The 21,213-nt window shown below is 63.5% G+C and carries 17 protein-coding genes; 8 read left to right on the forward strand and 9 right to left on the reverse strand.

Annotation, left to right across the window (positions count from 1 at the left end):
• Positions 1-202 precede the first annotated feature (202 nt).
• From G7009_RS04100 to G7009_RS04120, 5 genes are all read right to left on the reverse strand, one after another.
• Positions 203-415, reverse strand: a complete 213-nt coding sequence (locus tag G7009_RS04100; RefSeq protein WP_181128703.1) for a PLD nuclease N-terminal domain-containing protein — start codon at positions 413-415, stop codon at positions 203-205.
• Between the two features lie 93 nt (positions 416-508).
• Positions 509-1,234 (reverse strand): GntR family transcriptional regulator, encoded by a 726-nt coding sequence (locus tag G7009_RS04105; protein WP_181128704.1) that lies wholly within the window; start codon positions 1,232-1,234, stop codon positions 509-511.
• Positions 1,234-4,863: an urea carboxylase gene (uca, locus tag G7009_RS04110; RefSeq protein WP_181128705.1), complete on the reverse strand. Its 3,630-nt coding sequence runs from the start codon at positions 4,861-4,863 to the stop codon at positions 1,234-1,236. The genes G7009_RS04105 and uca overlap by 1 nt, the downstream gene beginning before the upstream one ends.
• A 10-nt stretch (positions 4,864-4,873) precedes the next feature.
• Positions 4,874-6,676: an allophanate hydrolase gene (gene atzF, locus G7009_RS04115; protein WP_181128706.1), complete on the reverse strand. Its 1,803-nt coding sequence runs from the start codon at positions 6,674-6,676 to the stop codon at positions 4,874-4,876.
• Positions 6,677-6,850: 174 nt separating this feature from the next.
• Positions 6,851-7,321, reverse strand: coding sequence for an FAD/FMN-containing dehydrogenase (locus G7009_RS04120; RefSeq protein WP_181128707.1), 471 nt, complete (start codon positions 7,319-7,321; stop codon positions 6,851-6,853).
• A gap of 143 nt (positions 7,322-7,464) precedes the next feature.
• On the opposite strand from G7009_RS04120, the gene G7009_RS04125 reads away from it, so the two are divergent.
• Positions 7,465-8,472: a GlxA family transcriptional regulator gene (locus tag G7009_RS04125; protein WP_181128708.1), complete on the forward strand. Its 1,008-nt coding sequence runs from the start codon at positions 7,465-7,467 to the stop codon at positions 8,470-8,472.
• 92 nt (positions 8,473-8,564) lie between these two features.
• Here the strand turns inward: G7009_RS04125 and G7009_RS04130 are convergent, their stop codons facing one another.
• Positions 8,565-9,125, reverse strand: a complete 561-nt coding sequence (locus tag G7009_RS04130) for a DUF4174 domain-containing protein (protein WP_181128709.1) — start codon at positions 9,123-9,125, stop codon at positions 8,565-8,567.
• Positions 9,126-9,384: 259 nt separating this feature from the next.
• Here G7009_RS04130 and azu point away from each other — a divergent pair, with 259 nt between their 5' ends.
• On the forward strand, positions 9,385-9,834 hold the full coding sequence (gene azu / locus G7009_RS04135) for an azurin (protein ID WP_181128710.1): 450 nt from the start codon (positions 9,385-9,387) through the stop codon (positions 9,832-9,834).
• A 75-nt stretch (positions 9,835-9,909) separates the two neighbouring features.
• Here azu and G7009_RS04140 read toward each other — a convergent pair whose 3' ends face one another.
• Positions 9,910-10,410 (reverse strand): sigma-70 family RNA polymerase sigma factor, encoded by a 501-nt coding sequence (locus G7009_RS04140; protein WP_181128711.1) that lies wholly within the window; start codon positions 10,408-10,410, stop codon positions 9,910-9,912.
• Positions 10,411-10,601: 191 nt separating this feature from the next.
• Positions 10,602-12,212, reverse strand: a complete 1,611-nt coding sequence (pvdP, locus tag G7009_RS04145) for a pyoverdine maturation tyrosinase PvdP (RefSeq protein WP_181128712.1) — start codon at positions 12,210-12,212, stop codon at positions 10,602-10,604.
• 148 nt (positions 12,213-12,360) lie between these two features.
• On the opposite strand from pvdP, the gene G7009_RS04150 reads away from it, so the two are divergent.
• The 6 genes from G7009_RS04150 (at position 12,361) to G7009_RS04175 (ending at position 20,139) form a co-directional block, all read left to right on the forward strand.
• Positions 12,361-13,737: a dipeptidase gene (locus G7009_RS04150; protein WP_181128713.1), complete on the forward strand. Its 1,377-nt coding sequence runs from the start codon at positions 12,361-12,363 to the stop codon at positions 13,735-13,737.
• Positions 13,734-14,612 (forward strand): dihydropyoverdine dehydrogenase, encoded by an 879-nt coding sequence (gene pvdO / locus G7009_RS04155; protein ID WP_181128715.1) that lies wholly within the window; start codon positions 13,734-13,736, stop codon positions 14,610-14,612. Before G7009_RS04150 ends, pvdO begins: the two co-directional genes overlap by 4 nt.
• Positions 14,613-14,630: 18 nt before the next feature.
• On the forward strand, positions 14,631-15,737 hold the full coding sequence (gene ptaA / locus G7009_RS04160) for a pyoverdine biosynthesis transaminase PtaA (protein ID WP_181128717.1): 1,107 nt from the start codon (positions 14,631-14,633) through the stop codon (positions 15,735-15,737).
• Between the two features lie 453 nt (positions 15,738-16,190).
• Positions 16,191-17,147 (forward strand): GNAT family N-acetyltransferase, encoded by a 957-nt coding sequence (locus G7009_RS04165; RefSeq protein ID WP_181128718.1) that lies wholly within the window; start codon positions 16,191-16,193, stop codon positions 17,145-17,147.
• Positions 17,144-18,469 (forward strand): lysine N(6)-hydroxylase/L-ornithine N(5)-oxygenase family protein, encoded by a 1,326-nt coding sequence (locus G7009_RS04170; RefSeq protein WP_181128720.1) that lies wholly within the window; start codon positions 17,144-17,146, stop codon positions 18,467-18,469. The genes G7009_RS04165 and G7009_RS04170 overlap by 4 nt, the downstream gene beginning before the upstream one ends.
• Before the next feature lie 20 nt (positions 18,470-18,489).
• Positions 18,490-20,139 carry a cyclic peptide export ABC transporter gene (locus G7009_RS04175; protein WP_181128721.1) on the forward strand — a complete coding sequence of 550 codons (1,650 nt, stop codon included), beginning with the start codon at positions 18,490-18,492 and terminating at the stop codon, positions 20,137-20,139.
• Between the two features lie 54 nt (positions 20,140-20,193).
• On the opposite strand, the gene G7009_RS04180 is transcribed toward G7009_RS04175, so the two are convergent.
• Positions 20,194-21,153: an alpha/beta hydrolase gene (locus G7009_RS04180; RefSeq protein WP_181128723.1), complete on the reverse strand. Its 960-nt coding sequence runs from the start codon at positions 21,151-21,153 to the stop codon at positions 20,194-20,196.
• Positions 21,154-21,213 lie beyond the last annotated feature (60 nt).

The raw sequence follows: 21,213 nt of genomic DNA on the forward strand, positions 1-21,213 counted from the left end.
GGGCAAGCCCGCTCGCCACTTGAACACAGGTGGTGAGCGGGCTTGCCCCGCGACGAGGCCTTGAGCTTCATGGAAAGGTCGAGAGAAAAACAGAAGTACGGGATGTGAACATGCCCTGCCCTATTGGTCGGAATGCACGAAGTCCGCTCCGCCTTCCAGGCACATGTCGCGCCAGCGACCGAACCCCACCCCGACCAACACCTCACTTCTCTTCCAGCACCACCTTCCCCTTCACCGCGCGCGGGCCGATGAAGAGCCATACCAGCAGCCCGGGAACAGGCGCGTAAACCACGAAGACGACCCACAACATCTTGCGTTCAGCACGACGGTCGCTGCCGATGATGTGCCAGATTGCCCAGATTTCCAGCAGGATGACAACGGCAGCAATGATGATCCAGATCGTTCCGACTTCCATAAGGTATCTCCTGTGAGCGTGTACTCACTTTGGTCACCAGGATCGCAGAGGGTTCACTCTTATCTGCTCGCAAGTGTCATCGAGACCGCGCGCCTAACCCTCTCCTCCCGCCATTGCGCGCGCTCGCGTGGTGTGCAGCATGTGCAAGGTTATCTTGCGCACCTCTGCCTTGCTGACCTCGATATGCGCCTGGAGCATTCGCTGGGCCTCGTCACTGCGACGTTCGAGAATGCCGGCGAGAATCCGTCCGTGTTCTTCATAGGTCAGCGTGACACGTGGGCCCTGGGTGAAGTCTAGACGACGAATGATGCGGATCTGCTCGCTGATGCGCGCATGCAACCTGGCCATCTCAGCGTTGCCCGCCGCCTCCACGAGCTGGCAGTGAAAACGTTCGTCGAGACGCGAGACTTCTCGCCCATCCCGCAAGCGTGCCTCGGGCGCGACCAGCCAGATCGCTCGCAAGGATTCCAACGCGGCGGGGCATTCTCCCTCGGGCCGTTCGCATAGCCGCCGCACTGCCTCCAGTTCAAGGACGATACGAACGTCGTAGAGCTCCTCGAAGTGCGTGAAATCGAACGCGCGGACCTGCCAGCCACTGCGAAACAGCACGATCAGGTACCCCTCGCGCTCCAGGCGATGCAGCGCCTGGCGCACCGGCGTGCGACTGACCTGCATGCGCTCGGCCACTTCGGTCTCGCTGAAGCGGTCACCGGGAATCAGGCGAAACTCGAAGATGTCGTCCTTGAGCTGGGCGTAGATCTGTTCGACCAGGTTTTCCGGACGGGGCCTGCCCCCGCCATGAGGCCCCAGCAGCTGCATCAGGCGGCCTCCGAAGGCGTGATCAGGATCAGCGCGTCACCGGGAGTGACCGCCTTGCCTGGCGCGCTGTACAGCGCCTTGACATGCCCGGCCACCGGAGCTGTGACCGCCAGCTCCATCTTCATCGCCTCGACCACCATCAGCGGCGTGCCCGCGGCGACCCACTGGCCATCCTCTACCAGGACCTTCCAGACACTGCCGCTCATGTCCGCGCTGACCAGGTGTCCATCGAGCCCTTCGATGTCCGGTGCCGGCGCTTGTTCGGTGACCTGCGCCGCAGCTTCGGCCTCGCGCCACAACGGCACCTCGGCCTCGAACGCCGCTTTCTGCCGTCGCTGGAAGTCGCCGATGCTGGCGCTGTTGTCCGCCAGGAAGCGCTGGTACCGGGCGAAATCGAATTCGCCGTCTTCGATGCGGATCTGCGCTCGCCCTTCGCGGAAGGCCTCGCGGAAGGTGTCCAGTTCGGCCTCGCTGACCGGATAGAAGCGGACTTGGTCGAAGAAATGCAGCAGCCAGGGCTGGTTGTCCTTGAACTGGGCGTTCTTGCGCCAGGTATTCCAGATCGGCAAGGTGCGTCCGACCAACTGATAGCCGCCCGGAGAGTCCATGCCATAGATGCACATGTACATGCCACCGATGCCGACGGTGCCTTCGGCGGTGAAGGTACGCGCCGGGCTGTACTTGGAGCTGAGCAGCCGATGACGCGGATCGAGGGGCACGGCGCACGGCGCGTCCAGGTAGACGTCGCCCAGGCCGAGTACCAGATAGCTCGCGTCGAAGAGGATGTCACGCACCTGTTCGCGGGTGTCGAGGCCATTGATGCGCTGGATGAAATCGACGTTGTTCGGCAGCCAGGGCGCTTCGGCGCGCACGGTTTCACGGTAGCGGGTCACGGCGCCCAGGGTGGCGCTGTCCTCGAAGGCCATGGGCAGATAGATGATGCGACTGGGGACCTTGACCTTGGCCACATCGCCCAGGGTGTGCTCCAGGCGCAACAGAACCTGCATCAGCGCCTGCTGATCGAGCACGCGGCTGTCGTAGCGCAACTGCAGCGAGCGCACGCCTGGCGCCAGTTCCTCGAGCCCGGCAATGGCCTCGGCCTTCAACGCCTCCATCAGCAGATGCACACGCAGACGCAGCGCCAGGTCGAGCACGTTGTCGCCGTATTCGAGCAGGATGTAGGCATCGCCTGCCTGACGATAGACCGCGCGTGGCCGCGCGCCGCTAGCCGGCAGCTCGGCGAGAATGGTCGCCGAGGACGTCTCGACCGGTTGCAGCGTCGGCGCCGCAAGCGTCACGGCGCTGATCGCCGCCATGGCCTGGATGCTACCCAACTGAGCCTGCTCCAGGCTCTGGGCCTGCTTGAAGCTGATGGGGTGGAAGCGCAGGCGATCGCCCGGCTTGACCTGCCCGACCTTCCACAGCTCGGCCTTGGCGATGGTCACCGGGCAGACGAAACCGCCCAGGCTCGGCCCATCCTTGGTCAGGATCACCGGGAAGTCCCCCGTGAAATTGATGGCGCCGATGGCGTATTCGCAGTCGTGGACATTGGAGGGGTGCAGACCCGCCTCCCCCCCGTCCTCGCGGGCCCATTCGGGCTTGGGTCCGGACAGGCGCACGCCGAGCCGGTTGGAATTGTAATGAACCTGCCATTCGGTCTCGAAGAACGACGAAATGGACGCTTCGGTAAGAAAGTCCGGGGCGCCGTGGGGTCCGTAGAGCACGCCGATGTCCCAGGTATCCCCATAGGTCGGAACCAGGCTCGCATCCACTGCCTGGGGTTGGCTGACCGGCGCCGGCGTGGTGCAGGCCGCCAGGTGCGGTTGCGAGATGGCCAGCATGTCGCTCGGCCGCAGCGTGCGTCCGGCATGCCCACCGAACTGGCCCAGGGCAAAGGTCGACCGGCTGCCCAGGTACAGGGGCACATCGATGCCATTGCGCACCGCCAGATAGGCGCGGCAGCCATGCCTGGCGCGCCCGAGCTTGAGTACCTGACCGGCCTTCACGGCCTGCGGTTGCCAGTAAGCAACCGCCTGGCCATCCAGTTCGGCATCGCAATCGGCTCCTGTCAGGGCAATCGTGGCATCGCAGTGAAAGCGCAAGGTCGGGCCTTGCAAAGTGAACTCGAGCCCGGCGGCGCTTTCGTGGTTGCCGACGATACGGTTGGCCAGGCGGAAGGCGAAGTCGTCCATCGGCCCGGACGGCGGCACGCCGATGTCCCAGTAGCCGAGACGGCCCGGGAAGTCCTGCACGCTGGAATAGGTGCCCGGCTCGAGCACCTCGATGGCGCTGGGCCGATAGCTGAAATCGTCGAGCAGGCGCGTCCACGCCTTGCCCGCCAGGAAACGCGGTTCCGCCACGACCTGGCGCAGGTAGTCGAGGTTGCTGGCGATCCCGTGCAGGCGCGTGGCGTCCAACGCTGCGCGCAGCTTGACCAGTGCCTCTGCGCGATCGGCGCCATGCACGATGAGCTTGGCGATCATCGGGTCGTAATGCGCCGTGACCTGCGTACCGCTGGCGATCCAGCCATCCACGCGCACGTCTTCGGGGAAATGCACCTCGCTCAGCACTCCAGGACTTGGCTGGAAGTTCTTCAGCGGGTCCTCGGCATACAGGCGGACCTCGATGGCGCTGCCCTGAGGCGCCTGCGCCATGCGCGGCCAATCCGGGCGGTCGCCCGCGGCGACCTGCAGCATGCATTCGATCAGGTCCAGCCCGGTGACCATTTCGGTGACCGGGTGCTCGACCTGCAGCCGCGTGTTGACCTCGAGGAAATAGAACGCGTCATGCTCGGCGTCGTAGATGAACTCGACGGTACCGGCGCTGCGATAGGCAACGCTTTCTCCCAGGTGAACGGCGGCACGGTGCAGCGCCTCGCGCGTCGCCTGCGGCAGGCAGGGCGCCGGGGTTTCCTCGACCACCTTCTGGTTGCGTCGCTGCAGCGAACAGTCCCGTTCCCCCAGCGCCAACACCCTGCCCTGGCCATCGCCGAAGATCTGCACTTCGATGTGCCGTGCCCGGTCGACGAAGCGCTCGATGAAGGCGCCGGCGTCGCTGAAGAACTGTTCGCCCAGACGCTTGACGCTGTCATAGGCCGCGCGCAGGGCCTGGGCATCGTCGCACCGGGTCAGGCCGATACCTCCCCCGCCCGCGGTGGTCTTGAGCATCACCGGATAGCCGATGCGTTCGGCCTCGACCAGGGCGTGCTCGAGGCTTTCCAGCAAGCCGGTACCCGGGGTCATGGGCACGCCGGCGGCGCTGGCCAGCTCACGGGCCCGATGCTTGAGGCCGAACTGGCGGATCTGCTCGGCGGTCGGCCCGACGAAAGCGAACCCGGCTGCCTCACAGGCATCGGCGAATTCCGCGCTCTCGGAGAGAAAGCCATAGCCGGGGTAAATGGCCTGGGCGCCACTGGCACGCGCGGCGTCGAGGATCTTGTCGATACGCAGGTAGGTGTCGGTGGGCTTGTCGCCATTCAGCGCGATGGCCTGGTCGGCCATCGCCACGTGCGGTGCGTTGCGGTCGGCATCGGCATACACGGCCACGCTGCGTACGCCCAGGCGCTTGAGGGTGCGGATGGCGCGGACAGCGATCTCGCCACGGTTGGCAATCAGTACGGTAGTGAACATGGTGTGCTCCTCAAGCCTGGCCTGGACGGGATGATTGCGCGCCAATGAAGGCGCGCCAGCCACCGAAACTGGTGATGTCGCGGGCCCTGCCCAGGGCGTGCGCCTCGCAGATGAAGCCCTTGACCCAGCGTCCGCCGGCCAGCTCAAGGTTGCCGATGCCCAGGGGCGCTGGAATCTCCGCGACGAATTCGCCAAAGCGCGCCAGCGGGATGTCCCAGAGCTCGACGATGATCGCGCTGCCATCGCTGTCGCGTGACAGCCCGGGCTTGGGCGGCACGGTGCCTTCGAGCGCGTAGAGGCGGTAATCCGGGCTGGTCAAGGTCTGCTCGACCAACACGGCATCGCGGCTGGTCAGTTGATGATTGAGGGGCATGCCGCTCAAGTGCGCACCCACGACGGCCACTCGAACGCAGTCGGTCGACCGCGGCAAACCGCTCGCCAGCGGCAGGCGCTTGTCGGTGGCGCCCAACGGCAGCTCGAGCGAGGCCTGCCAACGTCGACCAAGATCGGCCAGGGCGCGGTCATGCCAGGCCGGCGCGATCAGGGTGATGCCGCTGGGCAGGCCGTCATCGCGCAGGCCGGCCGGTACGGCGAGGGCTGCCAGGTCGGCGAGGTTGGTGAAGTTGGTATAGGTGCCGAACTGGCTGTTGAACAGTACCGGCTCCTCGGTCATTTCGGCCTGCGTCCTGATCGTTGGCGAAGTCGGCACGACCAGCGCGTCGAAATCGGCCAGCGCTTCGTTGATCAGACGCGCCAGCTCGGCGCGCCGGTATTCGGCCTTGAAGCTGTCGCAGGCGCTGTATGAATGGCCATTCGCAACGATTGCGCGGACCACCGGGTCCATATCGGCCGGGTCCACGCCCTCGGTGGCAACCGTGCGCTCGGCGACCCAAGGGCCTTGGTAGAGCTCCTGCGCGAGGGCGCGAAACGGCGCGAAATCGATTGGCGTCAGCGTGGCGCCCTGCTCGCGCAAATGCACCAGCGCCTGTTCGAATGCGGCCTGGTTCTGGCTGTCACCGAAGAATTCCAGTCGATCCGGAATCGCCAGTCTTGCCGCCGTCGCGATGGCCACCGGCGCTCGCTGCGGGTTGCGACGCGCATAGGCATCGGAGGCATCGAAGCCGCCCGCGACCTGGGCGACGAGATCGGCATCGGCGACCGTCAGGGCAAAGATCGAGATGCAGTCCAGGGTGCGACAGGCAGGCACCAGCCCGGTAGTGGACAGCCAGCCCTTGGTCGGCTTGAGCCCGACGATGTTGTTGAAACCGGCCGGCACGCGTCCCGAGCCGGCGGTATCGGTACCCAGCGCGAACGGCACCAGGCCGCGTGCTACCACGCTGGCCGAGCCGGCGCTGGAGCCACCGCTGACGTAGGCCGGATCGAAGCTGTTGGGTACCGCGCCGTATGGAGAGCGTGTCCCCACCAACCCGGTGGCGAACTGGTCGAGGTTGGTCTTGCCGACCAGGATGGCCCCCGCTTGCCGGAGGCGGGCAACCACCGTGGCATCGGCCTGCGCCACATGCCCGAACGCTGGGCAGGCCGCCGTGGTGTGCCATTGCGCCGCGTCGATGTTGTCCTTGACCGCGAAAGGTACGCCGTACAGCGGCAGCTTCGAGCTGTCGCCCTGGGCCTGCTCCAGCAACTGGGCCAGGTGCTTCAGCTGTGCGTCCAACTGGATCGTGGTCGCGCGGCAGATCCAGGCGTTGTCCTGCTCCGCGAAACTGTCGAGCAGATCGGTCAACAGAGACTCGGGGGTGGCGCCGGCACGGTAGGCATCTTGCCAGCCAGCCAAGGTAAGGGGAAAGTCGGGCATAGTCTGAGTTCCGTCTTGTATCCAAGTTGATGCAAGACAACAGACAAAGACCATGCCAGTTTCTAAAAAACCATGCTTTACAAGTAGTTAGGCATATTCGATGCGAATTTTCGTGTGCCGAAGGCACCTCCACGCCCTGTTTTCGAGCCTGGAGGCTTGAGTTTGGTGCGCGGATCAATGCACCGCAGCGCGCTCCAGGGCGGTCTTCAAGCCAGTCGCACTTTCGTAGGTCTGCTGAGCGACCCGTTTGCCGTGGTCGAGTTGCAGCCAGAGCACTTTTCCTTCCTGTGCCGGGTAACGGCTGGACACACGCCCTTCCCGATCCAGCAGCACGCGGTAGTTGTAGTCACGCATGGCCGGGATGGCGAACAGTTTGCTGATCAGTGAGGGCATGCGCTGAATATCGGCCACGAACACGGCATCGCGTGCCTCGAGATAGCCCTTCGGCCGATCCGCCAGTGCAGCCTTGACCAGCTTGGCGCCGTCCATGTCGCGGGCGACCAGCAGGATGCGGGTTTCCCGATCAAGGCTGTAAGGCTGATCGTACTGGTCGAGCAGTGTCCAGGGAGCCAGCGGCTCGCCTGAGTCCAGGGCCTGAGCCATGAGTGGCAGCAGGGTCAGCAGCAGCGTGGCGACGTATCTCATCAGCAAGGGTCCTCGGGTATCGGAAAGCTGCCAGCATAGCCGAGCGCAACGACCGGCAGACTGCGCGACATCACGTTTCGTGCAGTTGTCTTTACCTTGGCTGCACCGCACACTCAACTGTCTGCATCGCTTGGGAGCTACCCGTGACCACCCCCCGCCATTTCAGCAAGAAGTCCGGCACCACCAACATGCTGCGGCTCAAGTCTTCTCAAGATGAAGGTCAGGCGGCTTACCGGGTGGGCTTCGTCTTGCTCGAGCACTTCTCCATGGCCAGTTTCACCGTGGCCATGGATGTCTTGGTGACCGCCAACCTGCTGCGCAACGACTGTTTCCGCTTCAGCGCGCTGTCGTTGTCGGGCGAGCGCGTGCTCAGCGATCTCGGCCTTGAACTGGTCGCTACCGAACTCGATCCTCGCACGCTTCAGAACCATGACCTGCTGGTGATCTGTGGAGGGCTGCGCACACCGCTCAAATATCCGGTGCTCGACCGTCTGCTGGCCGACTGCGCGGCGCATGGCCTGGCCCTGGGCGGCCTGTGGAACGGTGCCTACTTCCTCGCCCGCGCCGGCGTGCTGGTGGACTATGACTGCAGCGTTCACCCCGAGCAGCGCGCCAGCCTGGCCGAACGCAGCCCGCAAAGCCGGATCACTCCGGCGAGCTTCATCCTTGACCGCGATCGCCTGACCGCCGCGAGCCCCAATGGCGCGATGGAGCTCATGCTCAGCCTGGTGCGTCGCCTGGACGGCGATGCCCTGGCCGAAGGGGTCGAGGAAATCCTTTCGTTCTCAGGCGCCCGCTATCGCCAGGTCGGCCCGGGTGCCAAGAAGTCCATGAGCCTGCACCTGCGCACCATCGTCGAGCTGATGGAGAACAACCTGGAGGAAACCCTCAGCCTGGATCAGCTCGCCGCCTACAGCGGCCGCTCACGGCGCCAGATAGACCGCCTGTTCCAGGCCCAGTTGGGCACCTCGCCTCGTCGCTACTACATGGAGCTGCGCATCACCAAGAGCCGCCGCCTGTTGCAATATTCCGACCTGCCAGTGATGGATGTGGCGATCGCCTGCGGATTCGTCTCGGTGTCGCATTTCAGCAAGTGCTATGCGGCATATTTCGGTTATTCGCCGTCGCGGGAGCAGCGTTTAGGGGAGTAGATCGAGGATCGGGATGGGGCGACATGACGGATGGCTTGCCTATCGCCGCCCGAGCGCCCCCAACCGAATGGCGGTCAGCTACCCCGCCCGTCTCAATCTTCCAAAGGCTTCGGCGGTTTCGCCGGGCCCGCCGGCTTGACGGGTTTGGCAGGCTTGCTACCCTTCTGCGGCTCGCTGGGCACCGCTGCCACCGGTTCCGGCGCCGCGACGGCCTTCTCGGTGGCTGGCAACTCGTCGACGGCCTTGAAGATCACTTGCGGTTCGAGCCTTTCGCCCTTGTCGTCATCCTTGAGCACATGCCGCGCCCCATCCTTGCCCACCAGGATCACCTTGGTACCCTTGCTCGCGCCCAGCTTAAGCTCGCGGATAAGCGCCATGGTGGTCTGCTGTTCCAGGTTCTTGTCCTCACGCTTGCCGACCATCCCGGCAACGCTGTACAGCACCAGGTTGCGTTCGGCGAAACCCGCCTGGGTGGCCGGATCCTTCAGGGCTTCGTTGAGCCCGCGCAGGGTCGGGTCGGCGGAGCTGGGGGCAATGACGACCAGCGGCCTCGACTTGCCCATTTCCTTGGCCAAGGGGGCATCGCTGTCGGCGGCGCAGAGCGGGCCGGCCATGGCGAACAATACGGCGAGGGTCAATGACCGGATGAGCATGGGCATCTCCTTACAAGTGACTACGTGTAATGCTGAAAACTCCTACATAAGCCTAAACCAGTTGGCTACGGCGGGTTAAGGAAATGACTTGGATTTTTTACGGCAAGTCACGGAGTGGGCGCGGCGCCCTGCGAATGCGCGCCGCACGCCTCGTTCCGAGCATCCGTGCAATGGCGCTTTAAACTCCGACGTGTGCGCTTCGTCTAGGAAAGGGCTGATGCACCCCAGGCACAGTCTCACCTACTTGCGGAGATCACAGATGTTTCGCCCTGCCCTCGCCTTTTTCGCCCTGACCCTGTCCAGCGCCGCGTGGTCCGCCGACGCTTGCTCGGTCGTGATTCACAGCACCGACCAGATGACCTACGACCTGAAGACCATCGCCGTGTCGGAAAGCTGCAAGGCGTTCACCGTGAACCTGCGACACACGGGCACCCTGCCCAGGAACATCATGGGGCATAACTGGGTACTGACGAGGAGGGACGACATGAAAGGCGTGGCGGACGATGGCGCCAAGGCAGGCGAGGCCGCCGACTACATCCAGCCGGGCGACAGTCGCGTGCTGGCACACACGCGGTTGATCGCCGGTGGCGAAACGGATTCGATCACGTTCGACACCAGTGTCTTGAAAACCGGTGAAGCGTATGAGTTCTTCTGCTCCTATCCCTTCCACTCGAGCATGATGAAAGGCGTGCTGACATTCGGCGGTTGAAGCGGCAGACGACAACGAAGGTGAAACCGTGGCGCGAGCCACGGCGGCCTGCGTCGCAGCTTTGTCAGCGTCCGCTCAAGCCTCGGCCCATTCGCGCATGCGCACACGGCAATGCTTCATGGCATTGACGATGTGCTTTTCCACCATGGCCTTAGACAGGTTCAAGCGCGTGGCGATCTCCATGTGCGACAAGCCTTCGAGCTTGCGCAGCAGGAAGCACTCGCGGCATGTCTCGCTCAGTTCGCCCAGCGCCCGTTGCAGGAATTCGAGACGCTCTTCCTGCCCGAAAGCATTGTGCGCGGGTGCGACGAAAAAACGCTCATCGATTTCCAGGACTTCCAGCGTCTCCGATCGGCGGACCTTGTTGCGACGGTGGCCGTCGGTGACCAGGTTCAGGGCAGTCCGATAGAGGAATGCGCGGGGATGGGATATCTGCGTATCGTCGCTTCGCTCCAGGATCCGCAGATAAGCCTCTTGAGCGATATCCTCGGCGGCATGGCGGCTGCCGAGCCGCAAACGAAGGTAGCTGACCAGTTCACGGTAGTAATGCTCGAGCAGTACACCCGAAGACGGCATCGAGAGCGCGTTCCTTGTAGTCCGATGGAGAGTGAAGCTGGATGCAGGCCAATTAATGGCACGGCAGGACACATAAATTATAATAATTCTCATGAAGTTTAAAGAGCTTGTCACACGTATGCCCTGTCATGAGTGGACATATTTGCTTGGATCTCTTCGACAGCAAGAGGGCCGTGACACTGCCGGACATATCACAGACCATCGCGCCGCGGACCAGATGCCAGGTGTCGACCGTACCAGGGCCGGCGTGGCACTCGATCGGCCAAGCGATCGGCCTCCTCCTCGGGACTGAAGATGACCTGCAGCGCCAGCTTCATGGTCTCGATATCCAGCTTGCCGGTGCCTCCACCGTTGCCCAGTCCCCAGGCACCGCAGCCATCACGGGTCGGCCCCAGCCAGGGCTCGGCCACGCGCACCCAGCGCCCTGGCGCGAACCAGGGGATACCGTCGACCATCCGCTGCCGGACCTCGCCAGGGTGCGCCTGCTGGTGAGCCAGGTACCAGTCGTTCAGGCGGTCGTCGATCCAGCCGTGGAAGGCCCAGAATACCGGGTTCACGTGGGAGGAGAACGGATCGCCGAGAAAGTCGTTCTCGGCGCGAAACCAGCGGTCCGAGAAGTCATAATTGCGCCGGGCGTAAGCCATCGGGTAGCCCGAATCCGGGTCGCGCCCCAATGACGCCCAGCGCATGTGCAGCCAGTCGTGAACCCCCAGTTCGATGCGCGAACCCAGCTCCCCCAGGCACAGGGTGCTGAGGTACTGCGGGTCGTGCAGCTGGGCTTCCCAGAGCTGGAAGTTGGCGTACAGGCCGTGGCTGCTCTTGACGTAATACAGCCACTGGGTGAAGGCCTCGTCGTCACTGGCCTGCCAGTTGGGCGGGACACTGTAGCCATCGCGATTGCTCAGGTAGTCGACGAATGCCTGGGTGCCTTGCGCCAAGGACGGCCGAGGCGCGGGCAGACACGTCCAGGAACGCAGGTCCTGGACTTCGCGCACGCCCTGCAACATGTGCCGGTGCATGAACAGGAAGTCCTCGCCCGAGCCGTTGCGATGGCGGTCATGACCGCGTGCATTGCGCTCCTTGCCCAATGGCCCCACTTGCCACCCCAACGCACGGACCATCTGCCGTCGCGAGTCGTCGATGCGGTGCCAGCGATCTCGACCGGCGTGCCATAGCTGATGGTAGTAGCGTCGCTGCGGAGAAATCAGGTCTTCATGCAGGGCGGCCACGAAAGGCAAGCGTTCGCAAGCCTGGACGAACGGCCTGCGGGTGGCCACGAAGCGCGCCTGCGGCCCGGAGTAGCCGGATTGCGTACCGGCCAGGCGTACCTGGCCACTGAGCGTCGCGCTGCCACCGCCCTCGCTCCAGTCGCCCCAGATCTCATCGAGGACAGCCTTGCAGTCGTACGCCTGCCCGGAGGGTGCCACCATCTTCCAGCGCACGGCCGGCAGACGTTCGGCGGCCAGGGGGCCATAGACCTGAAGGCCATCGTCGCCATAGGGCGCGCGACCCAGGTAGCCGCGCAGGGCCCGAGCGCCCTGCCCCACGTCCAGCAGCAGTTCCAAGGGCCGGGCCAGCTCGACCAATGCCGGATGCTCGTCCACCAGGCGCCAGTCCCAGATGCCCACGAGGCGTTCGCCCAGCAAGGCGTTGGGCAGGTCGTCGACCGGCACCGCGGGCTCGTCGCTGCTCAGCTCCGCCTCCCGGGCCCGCTCCCATTCGCGCCGCGCGTAATAGCCAGCAGGCAGCACTACACTCGCGGCCACCAGGCCGGCCAGCATCTTTCGACGTGACACCTTCATCCACTGTACTCATGACGTGACTACTGCTGCGAAAACGAATGGTCGAAGGCGCGATTTAGAGGGTTTGTAAATTCTCCCGGCCTCGGCTCGTTTCACCCAACACGTTCGAACGGCATGGGGCCGTCGCGCAAGCGGGTCGCATAGGCAAATGAAGAAGCAGTCTCTTTTCTCGCGCAGGTGGCTATTGGCATTGGCGCTCCTGATCTTGCTCCTGCTGGCCGCAGGCGCCTGGTGGTACTGGGTCTATCTGGAAAAACACCCCTATAGCCGCGAGATCGAACAACGGGCCAATGCCTTGCAAGCCCGCATCCTGGCCCTGGACGCGCACCTGGATGTGCCGCTGAGCTACGGCAGCGACGGTCAGGAAGCGGATCGTGACGGCCCGACCCAGTTCGACCTGGTCAAAGCAGCCAAGGGACGCCTGAGCGGGGCTTCGATCGCTATCTGGTCCTGGCCGGAGTTCTGGAGCGGGCCCCACTGGCCGCATCGCCCCACCCCAGGATTCGAGGCGGCGATGGCCAATGAACTGGAGGTGCGCTACCGCATCATCACCAGCATCGCCAAGGATTTCCCCGCCCAAGCCGGCATTGCCCGTACCCCGGCCGACTTCCGCCGGCTGGCCAGCGAAGGCAAGTTCGCCATCGTCATCAGTCTGCTCAACGCCGCGCCCCTGGGCGATGACATCGACAAGCTCGACCATTGGGCCGCGCGCGGCATGCGGGTATTCGGCCCAGGCTACGTGGGCAACAACCGCTGGGTCGACTCGGCCCGCCCGCTGCCCTTCCTGGGCGATTCGGTCGACCCGCTGGGCGGCCTGTCGGACATCGGCCGCCGGGCGGTGACCCGGCTCAACGACCTCGGTGTGCTCATCGATGTGTCGCAAATGTCCAGCCAGGCCCTGACCCAGGTCACTGAGCTGAGCCGGGCGCCGGTCATGGCCTCGCACACCGGGGTGCAAGGCCTGATGGACATCCGCCGCAACCTCGGCGACGCGGACCTGGCGCATATCAAGGCCACCGGCGGCCTGGTCAACATCGTCGCCTACTCGCACTACCTCAAGCCGTTCTCGCGCCTCACCATCGAGAAGATGAACGCCCTGCGTGCCCGTTATGGCCTGCCCGATGTGCAGAACCAGACCCAGATGGGCACCACTACCGACCCGGTCTTTTCGATCTGGTCGGAGAAGAAGTTCGGCGAATACCTCACGCCCTTCTACGACATCCTCGGCGCCGAACCCGAGGCGACCCTGGCCGACTATGTCGACTCGATCGACTACGCGGTGAAGAAGATCGGCATCGACCACGTCGGTATCAGTTCGGACTTCAACGACGGCGGCGGCGTGGTCGGCTGGGAGAACGTCAGCCAGAGTCGCAACGTCACCGCCGAACTGATGCAGCGTGGCTATTCCGACGAAGACATCGCCAAGCTCTGGGGCGGCAACTTCCTGCGTGTGTGGGAAGCCGCCCAACAGGCCGCCAAGCCGGCCGCCCCTCCCGTCGCTCGACACTCGCAAGGAATCCCATGAAAAGGCTCACCTCACTGATTGCCCTCGGCTGCCTGTCGCTGTCGTTCGAGGCGCTTGCCGCCGATCCGACCACGCCCGGCGAGGTGTTCAAGGACTGCAAGGACTGCCCGGAAATGGTCGTACTGCCCGCCGGCAGCTACCAGATGGGTACTCCCGACGATGAACTGGGCAAACAGCAAGATGAAGGCCCGCTACACGAGGTGACCTTCGCCAAGGCCTTCGCCATCGGTCGATTCCACGTGACCGCGGGTCAATGGCAGGTCTATGCCCGGGAAACCCGCACGGTGCTGCCGGACGGCGACCTGCGTCCGGGCCGCCTGTGCAGGAACGGCAAGCCCAGCTACCCGCAGGGCCCGACCCAGCCGGCCGTTTGCATGACCTGGGATGAAGCCCGTGGCTACATCGACTGGCTGGCGAAAAAGACCGGCCAACCCTATCGCATGGTCAGCGAGTCCGAACGTGAATACGCCGGTCGCGCCGGCTCGACCGGGCCCTTCCCGTTCCCCTTCGACCAGGAAGGCGAGTACCAGATCAGCAAGCACGCCAATACCTACGGACCTCGCGATGGCTTCACCCATACGGCGCCGGTCGGCAGCTTCCCAGCCAATGCGTTCGGCGTGTACGACGCGCACGGCAATATCTACGAGTGGGTCGAAGACTGCTGGCACACCGACTATGTCGGCGCGCCCACCGACGGCAGTGCCTGGACCACTGGCGGTACCTGCACGCACCGCCAGATTCGCGGCAACGATTACCTCGAGCCGCCGATCTTTTCCCGCTCTGGCAATCGCAACGAGCGCGAGCCCGAAGTGCGTGGCGACTGGCTGGGCTTTCGTGTAGCCCGCGTGCTCAAGGACAGTGACGAAAACCGATAACCCGCAGGGAGAGTGCCCATGTCCGCCTTGAGCCGACGCCGTTTCGTAGCCGCAGCCACCTTGAGCGGGCTTGCACCCGCCCTACCCGCCTGGGCGGTCGACACCTCGACGCCCGGCGTCACCGACTCGGCGGTGGGCGATGACATCATCCGTCTGGACTACAACGAAAGCCCCTACGGTCCCTGCCCCACGGCGATCCAGGCCATGAGTCAGGGCGTGCGCCAGAGTGGGCATTATTTTCCTGAACACGAAGGTCGCCTGATCGAACTGTTCGCCGAACAGAACCAGGTACCCAGCGACCATGTGGCGGTATTCTGCGGCTCGCGTTCGCCCCTGCAATACGCCCTGGCGCGCCATGCCGGCCATCGCGGCGTGGTCACCGCGGCGCCGACCTACGACTCGGTGGCCAATGGTGCCAGGGCGGTGGGCGCGACCGTGCGCGAGGTGGCGCTCGATGCCCGTCACGCCCATGACGTGCGCGGCATGCTGGCCGCTGATCCGGCGGCCGGCGTGCTGTACCTGTGCAACCCGAACAACCCCACCGGAACCTTGACGCCGCGCACCGACATCGAGCATCTGGTGAGGAACAAACCGAAAGGTTGCCTGGCGATCATCGACGAGGCCTATATCCACTTTGCCGATGTGCCTTCCTGCCTGGAGCTGGCGGTCGAGCATGAGGACGTGCTGGTGCTGCGGACCTTCTCCAAGCTCTACGGCATGGCGGGCGCCCGCCTGGGCCTGGCGATCGGCAAACCGGCATTGCTCCGGGACCTGCAGCGCCTCAATGGCTACAACTTCATCCCGCTCGCCGCGGCCATGGGCGGTATCGCCAGCCTGGAGCAGAAGGATCTGGTGACAGAGCGCAAAAATCTCAACCGACGTGTCCTCCAGGCCACCACCGAGTCCCTGCGCAAGGCCGGTTACCAGTGTACCGAGGCGCAGGCCAACTGCTTCATGGTGGCGCTTGGTCGACCCGCCAAACCTGTGATCGAAGCACTGGCGCAACGGGGTATTCGCGTGGGTCGAGTGTTCGGAGCATGGCCGCAGTGGATGCGTGTCAGCGTGGGTACGCAGGCGCAGATGCAGGCGTTTATGGGAGCGTTTCTTGAGGTGATGAAACGCTGATCTCGGGTTCTTTTCATGTCACAGCACAGGGTTCATTGACTTGGCGGCCCCTCATGGGAGCGGAGGACTTGCGGCCTTCTTTCTGCGCGACCGCGCAACGAGAAGCGCCAGGCCGTCAGTCATGCTGAAGATGTCTTTCGGCTTTTGAAATCTTCCGTGAGGCCACTGTCCTCGTCGCGGGACAAGCCCGCTCGCCACAGAAACGGGCCTTCGCTGCGACGCCTACCGGTGGCGAGCGGGCTTGTCCCGCGACGAGGACAGTGGCTTCACAGAACATCCCCAAGCTGAAACAAGCTCCAGCATCCAAGGGGATTGCTTTCCTTGGCTGCCGGGTTTGACCAGAGGGGCTGGATGGATTCATACCACCTATCATTGGCCCGCCCGCCCAACGGCTAAATCCAAGCTATCTGGCTTCGTTTATCTCTCACTCACCTCTGACCAGGAACCGTAGAGATGAACGATCCGAATACGCCAGGCCCTGCTCCCGCCAATGCCTGCGCACAGGCCGTTCACAGGTTTGATGAAACGGCCAGCGTGCAAGCGCTGCTGGCCGTCTGCGAGGCTGCTTTCACCCAGGCCCCTGGCCTCAAGCAGTTGTCACTGACAGGCCCACTTTCAACCGCCGTCACCACGCTGTCGTGCGAGGGTCTGCTGCGCCAGAGCGGCCAGGACCTGTTCATCTGTACCGCCCAGGCATTCTGGCAATCGCCTCGTCCCTGGCTGCCCAAGGCATCGTTCGTCGCGCCCCCGGTCGAGTTCGTGACCACGGGTGAAACGCGTCACCCACTGCGCCCCATGCCGAGCTCGGGGCTGCTGTACCGACGCTTCATCCCCTGGCTGGGCCAGACTCTGACCTTCGAGATCGCCGATGCCGATCGCGACCTGCCTGCCTTCAACCGCTGGATGAACAGCCCCCGGGTCGCCGAATTCTGGGAAGAGCAAGGCAGCCTGGAACGGCACCACGCCTATCTGCAAACGTTGCTGGACGATTCCCATGCGCAGCCCGTCATCGGTCGATTCGATGGCGTTGCCTTTGGCTATTTCGAAACCTACTGGGCCAAGGAAGACCGGATCGCCCCTTTCTATCAACCCCACGATTTCGATCGAGGCCTGCATCTGCTAGTCGGCGAGGAGGCATTTCGCGGCAAGGCGTTCTACACGGCCTGGTTCTCGTCGCTGTGCCACTACCTGTTCCTGGACGATCCGCGCACGCAACGCATCGTCTGCGAGCCGCGCCACGACAACCACCGGCAGATCGCCAACTTCGAGCGCAGTGGCTTTACCGGCGTCAAGCATTTCGACTTCCCGCACAAGCGTGCCCTGTTGGTGATGCTGTCTCGGGAGCGTTTCTTCGAAGACCGTCTTTACCAGCCTTTGGATAACCACCCACATCAGGAGTCAACGACATGAGCGCTTCAACCCTTCACGACCTGATCGGCGTAGGTTTCGGCCCTTCCAACCTGGCGCTGGCCATCGCCCTGCAGGAGCTCTCGCAGAGCCGTGGCAAGGCGATCGATGCCTTGTTCATGGACAAGCAGGAACACTACCGCTGGCATGGCGATACCTTGTCGTCGCAGAGCGAACTGCAGATTTCCTTCCTGAAGGACCTGGTCTCGCTGCGCAACCCCACCAGCCCCTACAGTTTCGTCAACTACCTCAAGCATCAGGGCCGCCTGGTCGATTTCATCAACCTGGGCACCTTCTACCCGTGCCGCGTGGAATACAACGACTACCTGGGCTGGGTCGCCGAGCAATTCGCCGATCAGGCGCTGTACGGCGAAGAAGTGCTGCGCATCGAGCCCGAGCTCGACAACGGCGTCATCCACCACCTCAAGCTGATCTCGCGCAACGCCCAAGGCATGGAGCGGGCCCGGCGTACACGGTCCGTGGTGATCAGCACCGGCGGCTCGCCGAAAATCCCGACGATCTTCGCGCCCTTCAAGGATGACTCGCGGGTCTTCCACCATTCCCGCTACCTCACCGGCATGAAGAACCTGGGCTGTGGCCAGGGCAAGCCGATGCGGATCGCGATCATCGGCTCCGGGCAGAGCGCCGCGGAAGCCTTCATCGACCTCAACGACAGCTTCCCGTCGGTGCGGGCCGAGATGATCCTGCGCAGTTCGGCGCTCAAGCCGGCCGACGACTCGCCGTTCGTCAACGAGATCTTCGCCCCGGCCTATACCGACCTGGTGTTCCAGCAGCAACCCGAGGATCGGGAAAAGTTGATCAGGGAATACCACAACACCAATTATTCAGTGGTGGACCTCAATCTTATCGAACGCATATACGCCGTCTTGTACCGCCAGAAAATCACGCAGCGAACCCGTCATGCCGTGCGGTGCAGGCAGCAGGTTGACGCTGCCATCGCTACCGAGCAAGGCATCGAGCTGACGCTGCGCGACCTGGCGACACAACAGCGACATACCCAACGTTACGATGCCGTGATCCTCGCCACAGGTTATGAGCGACAAAGCCATCAAGCGCTGTTGGCGCCGCTCGAAGGTTACCTGCACGGCCTGGAGGTCGACCGTAATTACCGCGCGCTGGCATCGCCCGCACTGCAAGCTCCGGTCTTCCTGCAGGGTTTCTGCGAAGCGACCCATGGGCTCAGCGACACGCTCCTGTCGGTGTTGCCCATGCGCAGCGAGGATATCGGTCGCGCTCTGTACCAAGCCTTGGACACTGCCATCGCTCATAGCGAAACCAAGGTCTGCGCTCTAGCCAGCGCCTGAGGCACATCAAGGAACACACCATGTCACAGCCGACCAAAAGCGTACTGCAGGAACTGTTCGTCCTGCTGCGGCCATTCAAGCTCACCGTCATCTGCTCCATTGTCCTAGGCATGGCAGGAGGGCTGAGCATCACCCTCCTGCTGGCCACCATCAATCGCTCCCTGCATGCCGAAGCTGGCATGAGCCAGGGTGCCGTCTGGCTGTTTGCCGGACTTTGCGTCGTGGCGCTGTGCGGCTCGATCTTCTCGGACATCAGCACCAACCGGATCGGCCAGCACATCATTGCCGCGCTGCGCAAGGAACTGGGCGAGAAAGTGCTCTGCGCGCCTATCGAGCAGATCGAGCGCTACCGTAGCCATCGCCTGATTCCGGTGCTGACCCATGACGTAGACACCATAAGCGCCTTTGCCTTCGCCTTCGCGCCCCTGGCCATCTCCCTGACGGTCAGTCTGGGCTGCCTTGGCTATCTGGCCATGCTGTCATGGCCGATGTTCCTGCTCATGCTGGTAGCGATCGCGCTGGGGTCCGGGGCGCAGTATGTCGCCCGCGCCAGGGGGATCAAAGGTTTCCTGGCTGCGCGCGATGCCGAGGACGAACTGCAGAAGCACTACAATGCGATCGCCAGTGGAGCGAAGGAACTGCGGATCCATCGCCCGCGTCGCCAGCGCATGTTCAGCCGCAATATCCAGGGAGCGGCCGATCGCATTCGCGATACGCAGATACGGTCCATCAATACCTTCGTCATCGCCAAGACGTTTGGCTCCATGCTGTTCTTCGTAGTGATCGGTCTGGCGTTGGTACTGCAATCGTATTGGCCCGCGGCGGACGTGTCGGTGATGAGTGGCTTTGTCCTGGTCCTGCTCTACATGAAAGGGCCCCTGGAACATGTGATCGGTACGCTGCCCGTCGTCAGCCGCGCGCAGATCGCGTTCCGGCGAATCGCCGAGTTGTCCGAACAATTCTCCTCTCCCGAGCCTCATTTGCTGCTTGAGGATCGTCCGAGCTCGTTGCCGTCGTTGCACACGCTTGAGTTGCGCAATGTTCGCTATGCCTTCCCCGCCTTGCCCGGACAGGCACCGTTCGTGCTAGGGCCTGTCAACCTGAAAATCGACCAGGGCGACATCGTGTTCATCGTTGGCGAGAACGGTTGCGGCAAGACAACCCTGATCAAATTGCTGCTGGGGCTCTACGTCCCGCAACAAGGTGAAATCATGATCGATGGGCAGCCTATTGTCCCGGCCAGCCGTGACGACTATCGCCAGTTGTTCACCACGGTGTTTGCCGATTATCACCTGTTCGACGACCCGGCCATGGGGCCGCAGCATGTGTCCGAAAGCGCCCAGGTGTACCTTGAACGGCTGGAGATTGCCCATAAGGTCAGCATTCGTGACGGGGTATTCACCACGACGGATCTTTCCACGGGCCAGCGCAAACGCCTGGCCTTGATCAGCGCCTGGCTCGAAGAGCGGCCGGTGCTGGTGTTCGACGAATGGGCAGCCGATCAGGATCCGACGTTCCGCCGGGTGTTCTATACCGAACTGCTGCCGGAATTGAAGAAGCTAGGAAAGACCATCATTGTCATCAGCCATGATGACCGTTACTTCGAGGTAGCCGATCAACTGGTCCGCATGGAAGCAGGTCGCGTGTACAGCGAAGCCTGCCTCGCCTGATCGGGTCCGTGCGGTGAATGCCAGCTGTACGAGACAGCTGGCATTCGGCCCACATCAGGCAATACCTCGTAGCCACTGTGCTACCGCGCCATAAACAGTATCGATACGCTCGATCACCCCCGACATCCTCAGGAAATCATGGGTCAAACCTCGTTCGACGATCAGCTCGACCCGCGTGCCTGTACGTCGCAGATACTCCGCATACGCTATCCCCTCGTCGTGCAGAGGATCATATTGGGCCACGCTGACATAGGCCGGGGCCAATGCACCCACGACAGGTGCCAGCATGGGCGATACCCGCCAGTCATGCTTCTTGGTCTCATCAGGCAGGTAGTGTTGGTAGAACCAGTCCATGGTAGCGCTTTCCAGCAGATACCCTTCGGCGAACGTCTGATAGGAGGCGTAGCGCGTCGACGCGTCTGCCACCGGATAGAACAACAGCTGCGCGCAAGGTTGCAGCACGCCCGATGATGGCTCTGTCGCCGCTGTGATGGCCAGGAGCGTGGCCAGTGTCGCGCCGGCGCTATCACCGGCGAATACTGTCCTTGCACTGTCCAGGCCGTGCGCGTGCGCGTGCCTGACCAGCCAATCAGTGGTGTCCTGCACATCCTGTAGCGCCGTGGGAAAACGGTGCTCCGGCGCCAAGCGATAGGCCGGAGCCAGCACGGCATGCCCGCTCGCCAGCGCCAGACGCCGACACACAGTGTCATGGGAATCCAGGCTGCCTACCACGTAGCCGCCTCCATGCAGGTAAAGGATGACCGGGCAATGGGCGTTAGCGGCCTGAGCTGGCCGATAGAGCCGGGCCTGCAGAACCGCGCCATCGCGCGTCTGGATCGCCAGCGGCGTGACGCTGAGATCGCAGGGTGGGTCGGGATCGAGCAGCTGCGCGCTGAGTTCGAACTCGCGGCGTGCCTGCTCGACGCCCAGCTCATGCATGGGCAGGATCTTCCCGGAGGCTCTGCCCAACTCAACCAACTCCAGGAATGCAGCCAGATCGGGATGCAGCGACATGTAGAACTTCCTCTTCCAAAAAAGCCAGCCAGGCAGCGACTGGCCTTTCACGTACTCAAG

Source organism: Pseudomonas capeferrum, from assembly GCF_013523055.1.
Taxonomy (GTDB): domain Bacteria; phylum Pseudomonadota; class Gammaproteobacteria; order Pseudomonadales; family Pseudomonadaceae; genus Aquipseudomonas; species Aquipseudomonas capeferrum_A.